This window comes from Methylobacterium sp. Leaf89 (genome assembly GCF_001422215.1).
Taxonomy (GTDB): Bacteria; Pseudomonadota; Alphaproteobacteria; order Rhizobiales; family Beijerinckiaceae; genus Methylobacterium.
Genome location: NZ_LMML01000008.1, coordinates 23,745 through 41,246 on the forward strand (window position 1 = coordinate 23,745; position 17,502 = coordinate 41,246).

Sequence of the window (17,502 nt, forward strand, 5' to 3'; positions counted from 1 at the left end):
TCAATTGGTAACGGCGACGATCTCGCCGTTCTGGAAGCGGGTGAAGACGTAGTCCTGCGGCCCAAGGGCGTCGTGCTGGCCCGGCGCGAAGGGCTTGTCGTAGGTCTTGATCAGGCCCGGATAGGTCGCGACATTGTAGAAGCCGTCCCGCACCTCCGGTCCCTTGGTCGAGCCGGCGGCCTGGATCGCCAGGGCGAGCAGGTGGGTGGCGTCGTAGGCGTTGGCGATGCCCACCGCCGGGGTGACGTCGGCCATCGACTTGATCGCCGGATACTTCGCCTTGAGGGCGTCGAGGACCGCGAGGGCCTTCGGGCTGGTGTTGCCCGCGAAGGTGAAGGTCTGGATGAAGTGGACTCTTGCCGCGCTCGGCCCGGCGAGCTCGTCGAAACGCCCGCCGGCCGGGCCCCAGTGCGAGACCACCGGCACGCTCCAGCCCATCCGGTCGAGGGACTTCACCACCTGGGCCGAGGGCCCGACATTGCCGACGAGGAACAGGGTGTCGGCGCCGGCCTCCCGCAGGCGGGTGAGCTGGGGCACCATGTCGAGGTCGGCGGCCTCGTATTTCTCGATGCCGGCGGCCGGCAGGTCGGCGGCCTTCAGCGCCGCGGTCAGGCCCTGCTGGTTCGACTCGCCCCAGGCGTTGTTGACCAGGATCATTCCGGGCTTCTTCGCGCGATGGGTCTTCACCGCGTAGGCGACCAGGGCCTCGTCCACCAGGGCGTCCACGGCCGAGACCCGGAAGGCGTAGTTGTCGGCCGCCCCGTTGCGGGTGATCCCGGTGCCGGCGGCCCAGGGCCCGAGGAAGGGCACCTTCATCTGGTTGGCGATGGGCACCAGCGCCATCGAGACCGGCGTGTCGAGGCCGCCGACCAGCGCCACCACGCCGACCCGCTGGATCAGCTCGCGGGCGGCGAGCACGCCCTTCGACGGGTTGGCCTCGTCGTCCCGCGCCACCAGCTCCAGAGGCCGCCCGAGCACGCCGCCGCGGGCGTTGACCTCGTCGATGGCGAGCCCGATGCCGCGGGAGATCGCCTCGCCGGATTTCGCCGACTGCCCGCTCAGCGCCGTGACGAGGCCGATCCGGATCGGCTCCGCGGCCCGGGCCGCGCCGGAGAGCCCCAGGACGAGGCAGGCGCCCAGAGCGCCGCAGGCCCCCAGGGCGAGGCGGCGGGTCAGGGGCGTCGATCGGCCGGACAGGGGTCGGCTGGACAGGGGTCGGCGGGGCATGGGGTCTCTCCGGCGGCTGCGTCTTGCCCCACCCCGCAACCCCCATGCCAGCCGCTTCGGCCTTGAATTTGCACGGGGATTCTCGCCAGACCCCGCTCAGTGCCTGCGGATGCGCCAAAGTGCATACACTTGTTGCATGCACTTTGGCGGCGTTTGCGGCAGGGAGGGGCGTGTCACCGGAGGCCCGACCATGACCGACACCACCGCCCGCGACGCGGCCAACGTCACCGCCTATCTCGAAGCCTCGATGGTGCCCGACCCCGAGCGGGCGGCGACCTACATGGCGCCGGGCATCACCATCGTGTTCACGGGCGGGCGCACCTTCGGGCATCCCCGCGAGGTCACGGCCTTCAATGCCGGGCGTTACGCCTGGGTGAAGAAGCGGATGGAGCGCCTCGATGTGGTGCCGGGGGACGGCGTCACCACGGTCTACAGCCTCGGGACCCTCTACGGCGCATGGCCGGACGGGACGCCGTTCGAGGGCAACCGCTACGTCGACCGCTTCACGGTGCGGGACGGCCTGATCGTGACCATGGAGGTCTGGAACGACAGCGCCGAGCGCCTCCTCAGCCGGCACGACCTGAACACCTGATCCGGGCTCCGCATGATCGAAGCGGTGCCCGGATCGGCAAGCCGGCGCGGCGCGTGCGCGAAGCCCGTATCCGCCATCCCGAAGGGATCAGACGGATTGGGTCCGCGGGACCCTCATCCGCCCACGGGCTCGATGTAGGGCGCGAGCAGGCGGCCGAGGTCGCGCTCGCGCGGCGGGGCGGCGACGATGCGCGCCCGCTCGGCCACCGCGTCGAGGTGGTGGTCCATCAGCGCCACGGCCCGCGCGGGGTCGCCCCCGATCAGGGCGGCGGCGAGGGCGCGGTGCTCAGCGACCCCGCATTCGGCGGAATGCGGCCGGCTGTAGAGCGAGAGCACCAGGGCGCAGCGGTAGCCGAGCTCGGCCACGTAGCGCTCCAGCACCGGGCTGCCGGTCATCTGGGCGAGCAGCAGGTGGAACTCGGTGGCCAGGCGGATCGAGGCGCCGTCGGCCCCGCCCTGCGCCGCCTCCTCCCGGGCGATGTGCGCGTGGAGCGCCGCCTGCTGCGCGGGCGTCAGCTGCCCGGCGAGGCGCGCGACCACGAGGCGCTCCAGGCTGATGCGCACGTCGAAGGTGTCGCGCGCCTCCGCCCAGCTCGGAGTCGCCACCACGGCGATGCGGTTGCGCCGCAGTTCCACCAGCCCCTCCCCCGCCAGTTGCCCGAGGGCCTGGCGGGCGATGGTACGGCTGACGCCGAAGCGCTCGCCCAGCGCATCTTCAGGCAGGCGGTCGCCGGGCATGATCGCCCGCTCGACGATCGCCCGGCGCAGGGAGCGGCAGATCGAGCCCACCCGGTCCCGGCTCTCCACCCGCGTCTCGTCGTCCTGCATGTCGCGTCGATCCATCCCGTGCCCGTCGCGGCTCCGGAAGCACGAGTGGGACCAGATCCGGCCCCCTGCCTCCGGCCGAGGGGCCGCGCGGGCGAGGGTCCGGGATGGACTCGACCGATCCGGGTCAGGCGCGGCGCGCATCCTGCGCCGCTGTGACCAGGGCGGCGGCGAGACAGCCGAGGCCGACGAGCAGGGCAGGGCCGAGGCGCTCGCCCAGCAGCAGGGCGGAGGACAGGAGGCCCACCGCCGGAACCCCGAGGGTGGCGTTCGCCATGGTGAAGCTGTCGATGCGCCGGCCGATCGTCGCGAAGATCACGAAGCAGAGCGACGTCGCCACAGGCCCGATGAAGACCAGGAGCCCGACGAGGCGTGGCGACCACGCGACGGCGAGCGGCCCCTCCACCGCGAAGGCGGCGACGGCGAGCGGGACCGCCGCCAGCAGCATCTGCCAGGGCGCGAGGTCGAGGGGATGCGCGCGCCAGCGGTGGCGGCGGACATGCAGGATGACCCCGGCCCAGCAGAGGGCGCAGACGAGCAGCAGGCCGTTGCCGAGGAGCACGTCGGGATCGGTCCAATCCATGCCCATCGGCGAGCAGACCACGGCGACGCCCACGAGGCCGAGCAGGATCGCGACGCCCTGCCGGCGCGACGGGCGCTCGCGCAGCACCAGGCCGGCGCCGAGCAGGACCCAGATCGGTGTCGTGTAGGCCAGCAGCGCCGCCCGGCCCGCATCGGTGTGGCGCATCGCGATCAGGCCGAGGGCCGTGAAGGCCATCATCTGCAGGAGCCCGACGCTGGCGAGCACCGGCCAGTCGGCCCGGGGCGGCCAGCGCAGGCGGCCGGCGAGGCCGAGGAGCCCGAACAGGACCGCGCCGGCGCTGGAAAAGCGCAGGGCCGCGAGCCAGAGAGGCGGCGCGGCGTCGAGGCAGAGCTTCATCGCCGGCCAGCTCAGGCCCCAGAGCAGCACCATCAGGCCGAGCCAGGCCCCCGTCGGAACCCGGATGCGGGGACGGGCCGGCGCCAAGGGTGGCGAGACCAAGGGTGGGGAGGCCAAGGGTGGGGAGAAGGGATTGACCATGAGGGGGTCCGCGGACAGATCGCGGACGAGGCCGCGGCCCAGGATGTTTATGTCCCGCTCGGCGGTATGTTCGTCCCGATTTTCCGGTTAGACCGGTACAATCGGCAAAACATGCCGCATGCATCCAGTTTGGGGACAGATCATGCCGCCGCGGTCGATCATGCTGGATGACGCCTCCCTGCGCATCCTCGAACGCCTGCAACGGGACAGCGAGATCAGCGTCGCCGAGCTGGCCCAGGAGGTCGGGCTCTCGACCTCGCCGTGCTGGCGCCGGGTCAACGACCTGAAGGCCAGCGGCGTCATCCAGCGCTCCGTCGCGGTGGCCGATCCGATCGCCCTCGGGCTGGCGGTCAACGTCTTCGTCCACGTCACGCTGGAGAAACAGACCCAGACCGCGCTCACGGCCTTCGACGAGGCGGTGCGCCACCGTCCCGAGGTGATGGAGTGCTACCTGATGAGCGGCGAGGCCGATTACATGCTGCGCGTCGTGGTGGAGGATCTGGGCCAGTTCCAGAAGCTCGTGCTCGATTACCTCACCCGAATTCCCGGCGTCGCGAGCATCCGCTCCAGCTTCGCCCTGGGACAGGTGAAGTACACGACCGCCCTGCCCCTCGGCCATCTTCGGCGCTGAGGGGCCCTCCGGCGGCGGAGCCTGCTCACGGAGCATCCGGGGCTGCGCATCAGCGTCCTGCGCAACCGGTCCATGGGGCCCGCCATCGCCCCGATCCCGCAGGGTGCGGGCGCGCCGCAGGGGCATTCCGCGTTCGACGAGGCCTTCCGGACGTTCCAGAACGGACGCCTCGACGACGTGATCGGTCACGCCGACACCGCGGCCTCCTCCGCCCGGGCGCTGGGCGAGCCCCGGCCCTGGATCGGGTGGCCCATGACCGAGAATCCGGCCCCGCGCTTCAGCCGGGTGATGGGCGCACGCACGCCCTGGGGGCGGGCGGTCATCGAGCGCATCGCCGCGATCCTGCCGGACGTCCGCGCGACGGAGGCGTTCCGGGAGATCGTCGAAGCGTGGTCCGCACCGGAGGACCGCGCCACGCTGCGGGCCGTCTCCGATGCGTCCTTCCCGTCGAGCGCCTGGCCAGCACCGGTCTGCTCACCGGCCTCGACAACCGGCGGCGCCCCGACGGCGCGCTGGACGCCCCTGCCCGTCGTCGGCGCCCGGACCTGTTCCTGCGGGATCGCGGCCCTCCGGGCGGGCGAGTCCGGCGACAGCCTCGTGACCCGGGCCGATGCCGCGCTCTCCCGCCGAAAGCACAGGGGCCGGACCCCGGTCACCCCGGACGGGGACGCGATTTTCGCCCGCGGCGCGGCTTGGGGCCCCGAGGCGTGGCGCGGTGCTGCGTCAGAGCGGGCGACGAACGGGCGAGGCCATGGCGCGTTGCCTCCCCACAGGTCCGCCCCCGGACACGGAGCCCCCCCATGACCTTACGATCCGAAACACCCCCGTCCCCGGGCAACCTCGCGGTCGCGACGCCGCCCGAATCCGACCGGCCCACCACCGCCATGCTGAAGGCGGACATCGACAGTGGCCGGACCGGGGACAAGATCGCCCAGTACGACCCCGGCCTGTCGCAGCTCGGCACCGACGACGAGGCGGCCGGCAACGCCCCCTCGCATGCCCGCGTGGCGCTCGCCCGGAAGACCGAGGCCGCGCCGCCGAAGGCGCGGGAGGCCGCGAGGCCGGAGACCGGCGGCGGCTGGGTCATGCCGCTGTTCATCGGCCTCGCCGCCCTGGTGCCGGTGGTGGTCGGCGTGTCGCTCTTCGTCTTCCGCTGAAGGCGGAAACCGCCCTCAGGCCGTCCGGCCCCGCCGGCGGGCGACCTCGGCGAGGGCCGCGAGGTCCTTCTCGGCGTCGCCGTGGCCCATCGCCTCGATGAGGTTGTCGCGCAGCACGCTGGCGAAGGGCATCGGCACCCCGGCGGCCCCGGCCGCGGAGAGCGCCAGGCCGACATCCTTGGCGCCGAGCTTGAGGTTGAACCCCGGCGGCTCGTAGCGCCGGGCCGCGATGAGCGCGCCGTAGTTCTTGTAGACGGGGGAAGCGAACAGGGTGTTCGTCAGGAGGTCGAGGAGGTCGGCCCCCGTCACCCCGTGGCCCTCGGCCAGGGCGGCCGCCTCGCCCATGGCCTCGATCGCCGCGATCAGCATGAAGTTGCCCGCGAGCTTCACCGCGTTGGCCCGGTGCGGCTCGGTCCCGAAGCCCCAGGTCCGGGCGCCCAGGGCGTCGAGGAGCGGCCCGGCCCGGTCGATGGCCGCCGGTTCGCCCGCCGCCACGATGTTGAGGGCGCCGGCCTCGGCGACGTCCGGGCGTCCGAAGACCGGAGCGGCGATGTAGGGCACGCCGGCGCGGGCGTGGATGGCGGCGAGCTCCTGCGCCAGGGCCACCGAGATCGTGCTCATCGAGAGATGCAGGCCCGGGCGCCCGGCGCCGTCGAGGAGGCCCCCCTCCACGATCACCGCCCGCAGGGCCGCGTCGTCGGCCAGCATGGTGATGGCCGCATCCCCGGCGAAGGCCTCGGCGGCGCTCGCCACCGGGACCACCCCGTCGAGCCCGTCGGCCGCGCCGGCCGAGCGGTTCCAGACCCGGACCCTGTGCCCGTCCCGGACCAGGCTCGCCGCCATGCCGCGGCCCATCCGTCCGAGGCCGATCACGCCGACATCCATGCGCACGCTCATGTCGTCTCTCCCGTCGTGGTGGCCCGGCGCTCAGTGGCCGTCGAGGAATTCGAGCGTCAGGCTGTTGAACTGGTCCGTCGCCTCCATGTGGACGAGGTGCCCGATGCCGGGCAGCACCACGGCACGGCCGTTCGGCATCCGGCCGGCCAGCGTCCGCGCGTGCTCGGCATTGCGCCCCATCCCGGCCCGGAGGGCTTCCGGCGCGAAGGGCTTGCCGGGGGCGTTGTGGTCGTTCTCGCCCATGATGAAGAGGGTCGGGACCGGGAGCAGCGGGATCTCGTGCACCACCGGCTGCCCCCAGATCGCCTGGTAGGCATTGACGAAGGACTGCAGCCAGCGCGGATACTCGCCCGAGCCCTTCACCCGCTCGCGCAGCGCCACGAAGGGTTCGATGGCGGAGGCCGGCAGCGACAGGGCGTAGTTCGTCATCAGCTGGCGGCGGTAGGACTCCGCCGTGGCGTCGCCCTCCAGGCGCAGCAGGGTGGCGTCGGAGACCGGCGGCACCGTGAACCGGTAATCCTCCAGGCCGATCGGCGCTTCGAGGACGAGGCTGTTGACCCGGGTCGGGGCATTGCGCGCGAGGCGCACCGCCAGCATCCCCCCCATGGAATGGGCCACCACGTCGACCCGGGCCAGGCCGAGGGAGTCGAGCAGCGCCACGGTGTCGGCCGCCATGGCGTCGAAGGTGTAGGGCCCCACGGGCTTGGCCGACTTGCCGAAGCCGAGCTGGTCCGGGGCCAGCACCCGGTAGCCAGCGCGGGTCAGGGCCTGGATCACCGGCTGCCAGTAGCTCGACGGGAAGTTGCGCCCGTGCAGCAGCAGGACGGTCCGGCCGTTGGCCTGTCCCTCCGCGGGCACGTCCATGTAGGCGAGGCGCTGGCGCTCGCCGTCGCGCATCCGCTCGAGATAGAAGACCGGGTACGGGTAGGCGAAGCCCTCCAGGGCGATGCCGAGGGGCGCCGTGTCGTTGGCGGTCGGCTGGGCGGCGGCGGGCGCCACGGACAGCAGGGCCGCCAGCAGCAGGGCGGAGAGTTTGAGGAGCGCGTCCATGTGGGGTCCCGGCAACGGCGCGCAATCCTACGCACCGGGCTGACATAGCGCAGGTTCCGCACCAGCGTCGCCCGATCCCGGTGACAAACGACACGCCGCGTTTCCCCGGCCCTTGCGGTTTCCGGCCCGGCGTCCCAGGGCTCGGCCATGACCACCGACGTTCCCGGCCCGGATCCGCGCGGCCGACCTTCCTCCCCGGACCGGACGACGTCCCGGGATCAGGATCCCTCCCAGGGTCAAGATCTCCCGCACCAGGATCTCCCGCCCCGGACACCGCCCGAGCCCGGACTGGACGGCATTCCGGTGCGCGAACGCATGCTGGCGCTCCTCGCGATCGGCCTCGCCATGACCATGGCGGTCCTCGACGGCGCCATCGTCAACGTCGCCCTGCCGGTGATGGCCAAGGACCTCGGGGTCGAGCCCTCCGCGGCGATCTTCGTGACCAACAGCTTCCAGATCGCGGTGACGGCCGCCCTGCTGCCCCTGGCCGCCCTGGGCGACATCCTGGGCTATCGCCGGATCTACCTCGCCGGTCTCGCCGTCTTCACGGCGGCGTCCGTCGCCTGCGCCTTCGCCCCCAGCTTCGAAGCCCTGGTGGCCGCGCGGATCGCGCAGGGGCTCGGGGCCGCCGGCATCATGAGCGTGAACACCGCCCTGGTGCGCTTCATCTACCCGCAGCGGATGATCGGGCGCGGCGTCGGCAACATCGCCCTGGTGGTGGCCATGGCCTCCGCCGCTGGTCCGACGGTGGCGGCCGCCATCCTGTCGGTGGCGAGCTGGCCCTGGCTGTTCCTGGTCAACCTGCCGGTGGGGCTGATCGCCCTGACGGTGGGGGCCCGCACCCTCCCGGTGACGCCCCGGAGCGGCGGGCGCTTCGACCTCCGCAGCGCCCTCCTCAACGCCGTGACCTTCGGGCTCCTCATCATCGGGGTCGACGGCCTCGGCGACCCGGCGACCCGAGGCTTGGCGCTGGCCGAGATCGGGGCGGCCCTGGCGTTCGGCGCGGTGTTCGTCCGGACCCAGACCCGGCTGGCGCGCCCGCTCCTGCCCGTCGACCTCCTGCGGATTCCCGCCTTCGCCCTGTCGATGGCGAGCTCGGTCGCCTCCTTCGCGGCCCAGATGATGGCCTACGTCGCCCTGCCCTTCTACTTCCAGGACGTGCTGCACCTCTCCGAGACCCAGACCGGCTTCCTGATGACGCCGTGGCCCCTGGCCATCGCCCTGATGGCCCCGATCTCGGGGCGCCTCGCCGACCGCTACGCCCCGGGACTGCTCGGCGGCCTCGGCCTCGCCCTGATGGCCACCGGCCTGACGGCGACGGCCCTCCTCCCCGCGGGCGCGTCGCATCCCGACATCGCCTGGCGCCTGACCCTGTGCGGCCTCGGCTTCGGGTTGTTCCAGTCGCCCAACAACAAGGTCATCATCACCAGCGCCCCGCGGGACCGCAGCGGCGGGGCGAGCGGGATGCAGTCCACCGCCCGCCTCACCGGGCAATCCTTCGGCGCGGCCCTGGTGGCGGTGATCTTCGGCCTGCACCAGGGCGGCCCGCCGGCCGGGCCGGTGACCGCGACCCTGTGGTGCGCCGTCGCGCTGGCGAGCCTCGGGGCGGTGACCAGCGTCCTGCGGCGCCAGCCCCGCGCCTGACGCATCCGCCGCGATCGCACCAGGGCCCGACCTGCGCGTTGACCCGGATCAGTGCCTCTCCGAAGGACGATCCCATGAACCTCGACCTGTCCGGCAAGCGCGCCCTCGTCAGCGGCTCCACCAGCGGCATCGGCTACGCCATCGCCAAGGCCCTGGGCGAACTCGGCGCCAACGTGGCGATCAACGGGCGGACGCAGGACCGCGTCCGCGACGCCGTCGACCGCCTGAAGCGCGAGACCGGCCGTGCCGGCTTCATCGGGGCGCCCGGGGACGTCGCCAGTCCGGACGGGGCGGCCCGCGTGGTCGCCGGCCTGCCGGACGTCGACATCCTGGTGAACAACACCGGCATCTTCGAGCCGAAGCCGTTCTTCGAGATCCCGGACGAGGACTGGCAGCGGTTCTTCGAGACCAACGTGATGAGCGGCGTGCGCCTCGCGCGGGCCTACACCCCCGGCATGGTCGCGCGCGGCTGGGGCCGGGTGGTCTTCATCTCCAGCGAATCCGGCGTGAACATCCCGGTGGAGATGGTCCATTACGGGATGACGAAGACCGCCCAGCTCGCCGTGGCCCGGGGGCTCGCCGAGACCGTGTCGGGCAGCGGCGTCACCGTGAACAGCGTGCTGCCGGGGCCGACCCTGTCCGAGGGGGTCGCCGATTTCATGAAGAGCATGGCGCAGGGGCAGGACGGCGGAGCCGGGGGCGCCGTCGACCTCGACGCTGCCGGCCGCGCCTTCGTGGCCGAGCACCGCCCGACCTCGCTGATCGGCCGCCTCGCCACCGTCGAGGAGGTCGCCAGCATGGTCGCCTACATCTGCAGCCCGGCCGCCAGCGCCACCAGCGGGGCGGCGCTGCGCGTCGATGGCGGCGTGGTGCGCAGCATCGTGTGAGGACGCGCCGCCCCGACGCGTGGCGGCCGGTCCGGTAAGGATTTCGCAACCTCTGCCGCCGACCCTGGCCCGAACGCACGGGAGGGCGGTCGATGGGGGATTATGCGCTGGAAGGTCCGCGATGGGGAACGGGCGCGGCAGGCACGGGCGGCGGCACCGTCACCTGGGCCGTCGACGGCACGATCCCCACCGGCTTCGTGAGCCTCCTCCAGGCCGCCTTCGCCACCTGGGCCGCCGCCGCCGACATCGCCTTCCAGCAGGTGGCCGCGACGGCCAACGCCCAGATCGACTTCACCCTCGGGGGGATCGACGGGCTCGGCAAGACCCTGGGCTACGCCACCTATTCCTACAGCGGCCAGCGCATGCAGTCCGCGGAGGTGACCTTCGACAGCGGCGAGGGCTGGCACGCCTCCGGCGCCCGCATCGTCGGCACCCAGAACGTGGATCTCTCCCTGGTGGCGTTGCACGAGATCGGCCACGCGCTCGGCCTCGACCATTACGACGCCAAGCCCGAGGTGATGAACGCCATCCTCGACAGGGGCATCACGACCCTGGCGGCCGGCGACATCGCCGGGATCCAGGCCCTGTACGGTGCGCCGCCCGCCCCGGTGGTGGCCGCGGCGGCACAGACGAGCCCGGTCGCCGGCACCGCCGTCACGGCGGTCTATCGGTTCTACGACACCCATACGGGGGATCACTTCTACACCACGAGCACGGCCGAGAAGGCGCAGATCGAAAAGACGCTGCCGTGGTTCACCTACGAGGGCACCCCGTGGGCGGCCCCGGCCCAGGGCGCCGACACGGTGGACGTGTTCCGGTTCTTCGACACGGCCTCGAACGCCCACTTCTTCACGACGAGCGTCGCCGAGCGGGACCAGGTCCTCAAGACGGCGCCGACCTACACGTACGAGGGCGTGGCCTTCGAGGCCTACGCGGATGCGGGCGCCCCCGGCGGCCTGACCCTGGAGCGCTTCTACAACACCCAGACCGGCCAGCATCACTTCGCCGGCAGTGCCGAGGAAGCCAACGGCATCAACCACGGCGCCGCCGGTCCGGGCTGGGTCGACGAGGGCAAGGCCTTCACCGTCCACCTGCCCACCGACGCGATGATTTTCGCCTGAACAACGATCCGAATAATTTCACGTGACAAGCCACGGCGAGCGCTGCACGAACGAGACCATTCCTGATTCGCAATGACGAATCTTGGTTAGTTTTAGCTACCCGTCTTTTGCCTGAGAAGGTCCTTATGTCTTTAGACAAAGAAATTGAGCGCGGCGCACTTAGTGTAGCGACGGATTCTTATGACATGTCCGTTGGCGAACTGATGAACGTATATCGAGACAATGAACTTATAGTCAATCCAGAATTTCAGCGCCTATTTAGGTGGACACTTTATCAGAAAAGCCATTTTATAGAGTCGCTGCTCATTGGCATTCCTATCCCGTCAATATTTGTGTTCGAACAGGCATCTGGCGCCTGGGAACTCATTGATGGACTGCAACGAGTATCAACAATTCTTGAATTCGCAGGATTATTGCGAAATTCCGCTGGCAGAAAATCGCAACCATCAGTTCTGCAGGCGACCAGAACTTTGCCGTCTCTTGCAAATACTACTTGGGATGATGGACCAGCAGGCACAACTGCTCTTACGCCGGCTCAACAGATCTCAATAAAACGTGCCCGCATTGGCGTCCAAATTCTCAAAAAGACCAGCGACACAAAAGCAAAATACGATCTATTTCAGCGCCTCAACAGTCATGGATCTCAAGCGAATGATCAGGAGCTCAGGAACTGTGTAATTGTCATGCTCAACAGAGATCTATTTGCGGAAATCAAACGACTTGCCTCCGATCGACGCTTCAAAGCGATCATGCAGCCGAGCGAACGTGGAATAGAAACTCAAGCCCTGATGGACTACGTAACCCGCTTTTTGGTATTCATGTTTGTCGATTACGACAAAAGGTGGGATATAGAAGAGTACCTCAATAACGGTGTTATAGAAATTGCAGATGAGGATGGAAGCAATTGGCAATCTCTCATAAAAATATTTGAGGAAACAATCGATTTAGTTCACTCTACAGGTGAGCCAAATATACTGAAACGTTATCGAAACGGGACCTTCAGCGGTAAAGTTGGCCAAGCAGGTTTTGAAGCAATCTTTTTGGGAGTTGCTCAAAATAGAAAAGCGATCCTAAGAAAATCCAATCCCGGAGGTTTTGTATTGCAAAGAGCAAAAGATCTCTGGACACGAGCCGAAGTCAGTGATTTTACTAAGGGTGGTGTTAGAGGCACAACTCGGATTCAAAAAACTCTTCCATTTGGCAGAGAATGGTTTCAGCAGTGAAACCAGTAACGCCGAGCGCCCTGCAGGAGATTCTGGATACCGATCTTGTATGGAGGCGAAAAGAGCTAACATCACTAATTACTACTATGAGAAGCACAGATCTTGCAACTAAAGTTGTGCTTATCCGAGCCGCGGTGCCACTCCTCTATGCGCATTGGGAGGGCTTTGGCCGCGCGTGTTTCCAACGGTATCTTGAGCATGTAAGTTACAAGAACGTAAAATATAAAGATCTACACCCAGCCTTTTATTACTTATATAATTTAAACCGACTACAGGAAATTGGTAGAGCACCTGCTAAAACCGCAGTCATGCTCCTCCCACAAGTTATGCAGGCAAGAGACAATATAAATAGAAATGCGTTCCGAAAAATGATAGACACAAAGTCAAATTTGCGGTTCGAGGTTTTGGAACAATTGTGTTCAATGACGGGAATAGATCCAACACCCTTTTTTGAAGACGAGGTTTTTATAAATTTTGAATTGTGCGATCCTAGGAATGAGATTGCACATGGATCTTCTGCATCCCCATCGGAGACCACGTTAATTAAACGCCGAGATAGAGCGTTTGGCATAATGACAAAACTGCAAACCGCTCTTGTAAATGCAGCTATAAATAAAAGCTACAAAGCATAACCTGAAGACTTACTTTCTCAGACATTGTATTTCAAATATTTCATTTCGAAAAATAGAATTCATCCGCAGTAAAATCAATACCCTCTTGAATACAACTCGAAGAAATCTACATATTATAAAATATTAGTATTTGATGTATAAGTTATAATTTTAAAGTCTTTTATGCTGCCCTTTCTACTCGGCGTCGGCCTCGAACATCTCGTCGAAGGAGTAGCCCGAGCCGCGGACCGTGCGGATCGGGTCGCTCTGGCGCGGGCGGTTCAGGGCCTTGCGCAGGCGCCCGACATGGACGTCGACCGTGCGCTCGTCGATGTAGACGTCGTGGCCCCAGACGCCGTCGAGGAGCTGCTCGCGCGAGAACACCCGGCCGGGGCTCTGCATCAGGAATTCGAGGAGCTTGAACTCGGTCGGCCCGAGATGGATCTCGCGGCCTTCCCGGCGGATGCGGTGGCTGACCCGGTCGAGCTCGATGTCGCCGGCCACCAGCAGGTTGGCGACGTGGGCCGGCTTGGCCCGGCGCAGCAGGGCGCGGACCCGGGCGAGGAGCTCCGGCACCGAGAACGGCTTCACGATGTAGTCGTCGGCGCCCGTTCCGAGGCCCCGGATGCGGTCGCCCTCCTCGCCCCGCGCCGTGAGCATGATGACCGGCAGCCGCTCGGTCTCGCGCCGGGCGCGGATGCGGCGGCAGAGCTCGATCCCCGACAGGGCCGGCAGCATCCAGTCGAGCAGGACGAGGTCGGGCACCTGCTCCTGCAGGCGCAGGTCCGCCTCGTCGCCGCGGGCGGCCGAGTCGACGATGAACCCCTCGGCCTCGAGGTTGTAGCGGAGGAGGAGGGTCAGGGCCTCCTCGTCCTCGACGATCAGGATACGCGTACTCATCGTGCGCTTTCGATCAGACCGGCACGGGGGTCAGGCCGCGCCGGGCATGTCCACGGTGGCGTAGTTGGACGCGTCGTTCTTCGGGCGCTCGCGCTCGGCCAGGAGGTTCTCGCCGGTGACGAGGTAGTGGATCGTCTCGGCGATGTTGGTGGTGTGGTCGCCGATGCGCTCGATGTTCTTGGCCACGAACAGGAGATGCGTGCAGAACGAGATGTTGCGCGGGTCCTCCATCATGTAGGTCAGGAGCTCGCGGAACAGGGAATTGTAGAGGGCGTCGATGGCGTCGTCGCGCTCCCAGACGTCGAGGGCCGCCTTGGTGTCGCGGCTGGCATAGGCGTCGAGGACGTCCTTGAGCTGCTCCTGCACCAGGTCGCTCATGTGCTGGACGCCGATGACGATCTTCTGCGGCTGGATCTGGTCGGCGATCGCCACGACGCGCTTGGCGACGTTCTTGGCGAGGTCGCCGATGCGTTCGAGATCGTTCGACACGCGGATCGCCGTCACGGTCTCGCGCAGGTCGATGGCCAGGGGCTGGCGCCGGGCGATGAGCAGGATCGCCCGCTCCTCGATCTCGCGCTGGAGGGTATCGAGGCGGGCGTCGGCGGCGATCACCGCCTGGGCCAGGGGCGCGTCCCGGCGCACCAGGGCCTCGCCGGCCTCGGTCATCATCTTCTCGGCGATGCCGCCCATCTCGGAGATCGAGCGGCGCAGGTCCTCGAGGTCCGTATCGTAGGATTTGACGATGTGGTCGGGCATGGGGTTCGCTCCTCGATCGGGCCCGCCTGTCCGGGGCCCGCCCTGGCGGTGATGGGGGACGCGGGCCGAGACCGGCCGGCGGAGGATCAGCCGAAGCGGCCGGTGATGTAGTCCTGCGTCTGGCGCTTTTCCGGATTCATGAAGATGCGCGTGGTGGGCCCGAACTCCACCAGTTCGCCGAGATACATGAAGGCGGTGAACTGCGAGATGCGCGCCGCCTGCTGCATGTTGTGCGTGACGATGACGATGGTGAATTCCGAACGCAGCTGCTCGATCAGCTCCTCGATGCGGCCCGTCGAGATCGGGTCGAGGGCCGAGGTCGGCTCGTCGAACAGGATCACCTCGGGGCGCTGGGCCACCGTGCGGGCGATGCAGAGGCGCTGCTGCTGGCCGCCCGAGAGGCCCATGCCGGATTGCTTGAGCTTGTCCTTCACCTCGTCCCAGAGGGCGGCCTTGCGCAGGGATTCCTCGACGCGCATGTCGAGGTCGGCCTTGGGCAGCTTCTCGTAGAGGCGCAGGCCGAAGGCGACGTTGTCGTAGATCGACATCGGGAACGGGGTCGGCTTCTGGAACACCATGCCGATGCGCGAGCGCAGCTCGTTCAGGTCGACCCCGGAATCCAGGACGTTCTGGCCGTCGAGGAGGATCTCCCCTTCCGCGCGCTGGTCCGGATACAGGCTGTAGATCCGGTTGAAGGTGCGCAACAGGGTGGACTTCCCGCAGCCCGACGGGCCGATCAGCGCCGTGACCTGGCGGTCGTGGAAGTTGAGGTTGACCGACTTCAGGCCGTGGAAGCTGCCGTAGTAGAAGTTCAGGTCCTTGACGGCGATGCGGACCGGTGAGGACTCGTCGGCCTTGTGGCGTCCGGTGAGCTGCGCGGACGTGATCCCGGGGGCGGCGTTCATCGGTTCAAGATCCTATCGGGCGAAGCGGCGGGGACAGGCGGCGCGCGGGTGGTCAGCGCGACCGCTCGGTCTTGATGACGAAGCGGGCCACGATCGACAGGGCGAGGATCGTGACGGTGATGAGGAGGGCGCCGGCCCAGGCGAGCTGCTGCCAGTTCGGATAGGGCGAGAGGGCGAACTGGTAGATCATCACGGGCAGGTTCGGCACGCCGCCCATCAGATTGGGGGCGAACCAGCTGTTGTTGTTAAGCGCGGTGAAGAGCAGCGGCGCGGTCTCGCCGGCGATGCGGGCCAGGGCCAGGATGATGCCGGTGACGATGCCGGCGCTGGCGCCGCGCCAGGTGATGCTCCGGATGACGATGGAGGGCGGGGCGCCCAGCGCGGCGCCGGCCTCGCGCAGGGTCGAGGGCACGAGTCGCAGCATGTCCTCGGTGGTGCGCACGATCACCGGGGTGGCGATGATGGCCAGCGCCACCGCGCCGGCCCAGCCGGAATAGGAGCCCATGGGGCGCACCATCAGCGTGTAGACGAACAGGCCGATGAGGATCGAGGGCGCCGAGAGCAGGATGTCGTTGAGGAAGCGGATGACGTCGGCGATCTTCGAGTTGCGGCCGTACTCGGCCAGGAACGTCCCCGCCATCACGCCGACGGGCGTCGCCACCAGGATGGCCAGGAGGGTCATCACCAGGCTGCCGAGGATCGCGTTGGCGATGCCGCCGCCCTCGGAACCGGGCCCCGGCGTCGGGGCGGTGAAGAGGGTCGGCGAGACGCCCTTGATGCCCTCGACCACCAGCATGAACAGGATCGAGCCGAGCACGACGATGCCCACCAGCGTGGCGATCGTGCTCGCCAGGATCAGGATCCGGTCGGCGACCCGGCGGCCGGGCCGGACCCGGCTGATCCGGGCCGGGGCGGCGGTGGTGAGGGGGTTCGCGGCGTCCATGATGCGGCTCCTGACGACTCGGTGAGGCTGGCCTCAGGCGACCTTCGCGCGGCGGGTGAGGAGGCGCGCGACGATCAGGACGAAGAAGGTGATGACGAAGAGGATGCAGCCGAGGGCCATCAGGGCGTTCAGCTGCATGCCGTCGGCCTCGTTGAACTCGTTGGCGATGCGCGAGGCGATGGTGGAGCCCGGGTCGAAGACCGAGCCCGAGAGGCGGTTGGCGTTGCCGATGACGAAGGTCACCGCCATGGTCTCGCCGAGCGCCCGGCCGAGGCCCAGCATGATGGCCCCGATGATGGAGACCGAGGCCTGGGGCACCAGCACGTGGCGCACCACCTCCCAGGTGGTGCAGCCGATGCCGTAGGCGCTCTCCCGCAGCACCGTCGGGATCTGGTCGAGCATGTCGCGGGTGATCGAGGCCACGAAGGGCACGATCATGATGGCCAGGATGATGCCCGCGGTGAGGATGCCGACGCCCGAGGGGACGCGGGCATAGAACAGGGTGCCGACGATCGGCATGCCCTCGACGAGGTTCGACACCGGCACCTGCACGAAGCGGGCGAAGAGCGGGGCGAACACGAACAGGCCCCACATGCCGTAGATGATGCTCGGCACCGAGGCGAGGAGCTCGATGGTCATCGAGACGGGCTTGCGGGCCCAGCCGGGGCAGAGCTGCGTCAGGTAGACGGCGATGCCGAGGGAGAGCGGCACGCCGATCAGCAGGGCGAGGACGGCCGAGGCCAGGGTCCCGACGATGGCCACAAGGCCGCCGTACTGCTCCTGCCCGATGTTCCAGACGCTGGAGGTGATGAAGCCGAGGCCGAATTCCCGGAAGGCCGGCCAGGCGCCGTACGCGATGGAGGCCAGGATGCCGGCCAGAAACAGGAGCACCAGGATCGCCGCGCCGTAGGAGGCCGCGCGGAACAGGCTGTCGCCGAGGCCGCCGGGCGTCTTGCGGGCCGCGGCGCGGCCCCGCGTCAGGGCGATCTGGTCAGTCAAGGCGGCCATCCGAATGTCTTCTCTTCACCGGGCGGCGTCCTACCCTGCGCCGGT

At 68.1% G+C, this 17,502-nt stretch carries 18 protein-coding genes; 8 read left to right on the forward strand and 10 right to left on the reverse strand.

Annotation, left to right across the window (positions count from 1 at the left end; genetic code table 11):
* On the reverse strand, nucleotides 1–1,227 hold the full coding sequence (locus ASF18_RS03530) for an ABC transporter substrate-binding protein (protein ID WP_056349562.1): 1,227 nt from the start codon (nucleotides 1,225–1,227) through the stop codon (nucleotides 1–3).
* 190 nt (nucleotides 1,228–1,417) lie between these two features.
* Between ASF18_RS03530 and ASF18_RS03535 the strand changes: the two genes are divergently transcribed.
* Nucleotides 1,418–1,819 (forward strand): nuclear transport factor 2 family protein, encoded by a 402-nt coding sequence (locus ASF18_RS03535; protein WP_056213332.1) that lies wholly within the window; start codon nucleotides 1,418–1,420, stop codon nucleotides 1,817–1,819.
* Nucleotides 1,820–1,932: 113 nt separating this feature from the next.
* Here ASF18_RS03535 and ASF18_RS03540 read toward each other — a convergent pair whose 3' ends face one another.
* Together ASF18_RS03540 and ASF18_RS03545 are read right to left on the reverse strand one after the other, a co-directional pair.
* On the reverse strand, nucleotides 1,933–2,646 hold the full coding sequence (locus ASF18_RS03540) for a GntR family transcriptional regulator (protein ID WP_056349566.1): 714 nt from the start codon (nucleotides 2,644–2,646) through the stop codon (nucleotides 1,933–1,935).
* Between the two features lie 124 nt (nucleotides 2,647–2,770).
* The gene (locus tag ASF18_RS03545) at nucleotides 2,771–3,724 is read right to left on the reverse strand and encodes a DMT family transporter (protein ID WP_056349567.1); all 954 of its coding nucleotides are present in this window, start codon (nucleotides 3,722–3,724) and stop codon (nucleotides 2,771–2,773) included.
* A gap of 142 nt (nucleotides 3,725–3,866) precedes the next feature.
* Between ASF18_RS03545 and ASF18_RS03550 the strand changes: the two genes are divergently transcribed.
* The 3 genes from ASF18_RS03550 (at nucleotide 3,867) to ASF18_RS03560 (ending at nucleotide 5,512) form a co-directional block, all read left to right on the forward strand.
* Nucleotides 3,867–4,355, forward strand: coding sequence for an Lrp/AsnC family transcriptional regulator (locus ASF18_RS03550; protein ID WP_056213324.1), 489 nt, complete (start codon nucleotides 3,867–3,869; stop codon nucleotides 4,353–4,355).
* 72 nt (nucleotides 4,356–4,427) lie between these two features.
* The gene (locus tag ASF18_RS23500) at nucleotides 4,428–5,159 is read left to right on the forward strand and encodes a hypothetical protein (RefSeq protein ID WP_156649623.1); all 732 of its coding nucleotides are present in this window, start codon (nucleotides 4,428–4,430) and stop codon (nucleotides 5,157–5,159) included.
* Entirely contained in the window at nucleotides 5,156–5,512 is a 357-nt protein-coding gene (locus ASF18_RS03560) for a hypothetical protein (RefSeq protein WP_056213320.1), read from the forward strand. Before ASF18_RS23500 ends, ASF18_RS03560 begins: the two co-directional genes overlap by 4 nt.
* Nucleotides 5,513–5,527: 15 nt before the next feature.
* Here the strand turns inward: ASF18_RS03560 and ASF18_RS03565 are convergent, their stop codons facing one another.
* The gene (locus ASF18_RS03565) at nucleotides 5,528–6,397 is read right to left on the reverse strand and encodes an NAD(P)-dependent oxidoreductase (protein WP_056349649.1); all 870 of its coding nucleotides are present in this window, start codon (nucleotides 6,395–6,397) and stop codon (nucleotides 5,528–5,530) included.
* Between the two features lie 42 nt (nucleotides 6,398–6,439).
* Nucleotides 6,440–7,459, reverse strand: coding sequence for an alpha/beta fold hydrolase (locus ASF18_RS03570; RefSeq protein WP_056349575.1), 1,020 nt, complete (start codon nucleotides 7,457–7,459; stop codon nucleotides 6,440–6,442).
* Between the two features lie 315 nt (nucleotides 7,460–7,774).
* Here ASF18_RS03570 and ASF18_RS03575 point away from each other — a divergent pair, with 315 nt between their 5' ends.
* The 4 genes from ASF18_RS03575 (at nucleotide 7,775) to ASF18_RS22785 (ending at nucleotide 12,334) form a co-directional block, all read left to right on the forward strand.
* The gene (locus ASF18_RS03575; protein ID WP_056349579.1) at nucleotides 7,775–9,103 is read left to right on the forward strand and encodes an MFS transporter; all 1,329 of its coding nucleotides are present in this window, start codon (nucleotides 7,775–7,777) and stop codon (nucleotides 9,101–9,103) included.
* Nucleotides 9,104–9,177: 74 nt separating this feature from the next.
* Nucleotides 9,178–9,990: an SDR family oxidoreductase gene (locus tag ASF18_RS03580; protein ID WP_056213313.1), complete on the forward strand. Its 813-nt coding sequence runs from the start codon at nucleotides 9,178–9,180 to the stop codon at nucleotides 9,988–9,990.
* A 92-nt stretch (nucleotides 9,991–10,082) separates the two neighbouring features.
* Nucleotides 10,083–11,111: a matrixin family metalloprotease gene (locus ASF18_RS03585; protein ID WP_056349582.1), complete on the forward strand. Its 1,029-nt coding sequence runs from the start codon at nucleotides 10,083–10,085 to the stop codon at nucleotides 11,109–11,111.
* Nucleotides 11,112–11,236: 125 nt separating this feature from the next.
* Complete coding sequence (locus ASF18_RS22785; protein ID WP_082487040.1) at nucleotides 11,237–12,334, forward strand: DUF262 domain-containing protein; 1,098 nt, start codon at nucleotides 11,237–11,239, stop codon at nucleotides 12,332–12,334.
* 806 nt (nucleotides 12,335–13,140) lie between these two features.
* On the opposite strand, the gene phoB is transcribed toward ASF18_RS22785, so the two are convergent.
* The 5 genes from phoB to pstC form a co-directional block, all read right to left on the reverse strand.
* Nucleotides 13,141–13,845, reverse strand: a complete 705-nt coding sequence (gene phoB, locus ASF18_RS03590) for a phosphate regulon transcriptional regulator PhoB (RefSeq protein ID WP_056349586.1) — start codon at nucleotides 13,843–13,845, stop codon at nucleotides 13,141–13,143.
* A 30-nt stretch (nucleotides 13,846–13,875) separates the two neighbouring features.
* Nucleotides 13,876–14,601: a phosphate signaling complex protein PhoU gene (phoU, locus tag ASF18_RS03595; protein WP_056213306.1), complete on the reverse strand. Its 726-nt coding sequence runs from the start codon at nucleotides 14,599–14,601 to the stop codon at nucleotides 13,876–13,878.
* Between the two features lie 86 nt (nucleotides 14,602–14,687).
* A complete protein-coding gene (pstB, locus tag ASF18_RS03600; RefSeq protein WP_056213304.1) occupies nucleotides 14,688–15,506 on the reverse strand; it encodes a phosphate ABC transporter ATP-binding protein PstB in 819 nt (272 codons plus the stop codon).
* Nucleotides 15,507–15,558: 52 nt separating this feature from the next.
* On the reverse strand, nucleotides 15,559–16,449 hold the full coding sequence (gene pstA / locus ASF18_RS03605; protein ID WP_056213301.1) for a phosphate ABC transporter permease PstA: 891 nt from the start codon (nucleotides 16,447–16,449) through the stop codon (nucleotides 15,559–15,561).
* Between the two features lie 33 nt (nucleotides 16,450–16,482).
* Nucleotides 16,483–17,457, reverse strand: a complete 975-nt coding sequence (pstC, locus tag ASF18_RS03610) for a phosphate ABC transporter permease subunit PstC (protein ID WP_056349589.1) — start codon at nucleotides 17,455–17,457, stop codon at nucleotides 16,483–16,485.
* Nucleotides 17,458–17,502: the final 45 nt, after the last annotated feature.

Bases quoted from the DNA above. Each gene is read 5' to 3' on its own strand.
- ASF18_RS03575 (WP_056349579.1), top strand. From the start codon at position 7,775: ATGCTGGCGCTCCTCGCGATCGGCCTCGCCATGACCATGGCGGTCCTC.
- ASF18_RS03545 (WP_056349567.1), bottom strand. From the start codon at position 3,724: ATGGTCAATCCCTTCTCCCCACCCTTGGCCTCCCCACCCTTGGTCTCG.
- ASF18_RS03565 (WP_056349649.1), bottom strand. From the start codon at position 6,397: ATGGATGTCGGCGTGATCGGCCTCGGACGGATGGGCCGCGGCATGGCG.
- phoU (WP_056213306.1), bottom strand. From the start codon at position 14,601: ATGCCCGACCACATCGTCAAATCCTACGATACGGACCTCGAGGACCTG.
- ASF18_RS03585 (WP_056349582.1), top strand. From the start codon at position 10,083: ATGGGGGATTATGCGCTGGAAGGTCCGCGATGGGGAACGGGCGCGGCA.
- ASF18_RS03580 (WP_056213313.1), top strand. From the start codon at position 9,178: ATGAACCTCGACCTGTCCGGCAAGCGCGCCCTCGTCAGCGGCTCCACC.
- ASF18_RS03560 (WP_056213320.1), top strand. From the start codon at position 5,156: ATGACCTTACGATCCGAAACACCCCCGTCCCCGGGCAACCTCGCGGTC.
- pstA (WP_056213301.1), bottom strand. From the start codon at position 16,449: ATGGACGCCGCGAACCCCCTCACCACCGCCGCCCCGGCCCGGATCAGC.
- pstB (WP_056213304.1), bottom strand. From the start codon at position 15,506: ATGAACGCCGCCCCCGGGATCACGTCCGCGCAGCTCACCGGACGCCAC.
- ASF18_RS23500 (WP_156649623.1), top strand. From the start codon at position 4,428: ATGGGGCCCGCCATCGCCCCGATCCCGCAGGGTGCGGGCGCGCCGCAG.
- ASF18_RS03540 (WP_056349566.1), bottom strand. From the start codon at position 2,646: ATGCAGGACGACGAGACGCGGGTGGAGAGCCGGGACCGGGTGGGCTCG.
- pstC (WP_056349589.1), bottom strand. From the start codon at position 17,457: ATGGCCGCCTTGACTGACCAGATCGCCCTGACGCGGGGCCGCGCCGCG.
- phoB (WP_056349586.1), bottom strand. From the start codon at position 13,845: ATGAGTACGCGTATCCTGATCGTCGAGGACGAGGAGGCCCTGACCCTC.
- ASF18_RS03535 (WP_056213332.1), top strand. From the start codon at position 1,418: ATGACCGACACCACCGCCCGCGACGCGGCCAACGTCACCGCCTATCTC.
- ASF18_RS03570 (WP_056349575.1), bottom strand. From the start codon at position 7,459: ATGGACGCGCTCCTCAAACTCTCCGCCCTGCTGCTGGCGGCCCTGCTG.
- ASF18_RS22785 (WP_082487040.1), top strand. From the start codon at position 11,237: ATGTCTTTAGACAAAGAAATTGAGCGCGGCGCACTTAGTGTAGCGACG.
- ASF18_RS03530 (WP_056349562.1), bottom strand. From the start codon at position 1,227: ATGCCCCGCCGACCCCTGTCCAGCCGACCCCTGTCCGGCCGATCGACG.
- ASF18_RS03550 (WP_056213324.1), top strand. From the start codon at position 3,867: ATGCCGCCGCGGTCGATCATGCTGGATGACGCCTCCCTGCGCATCCTC.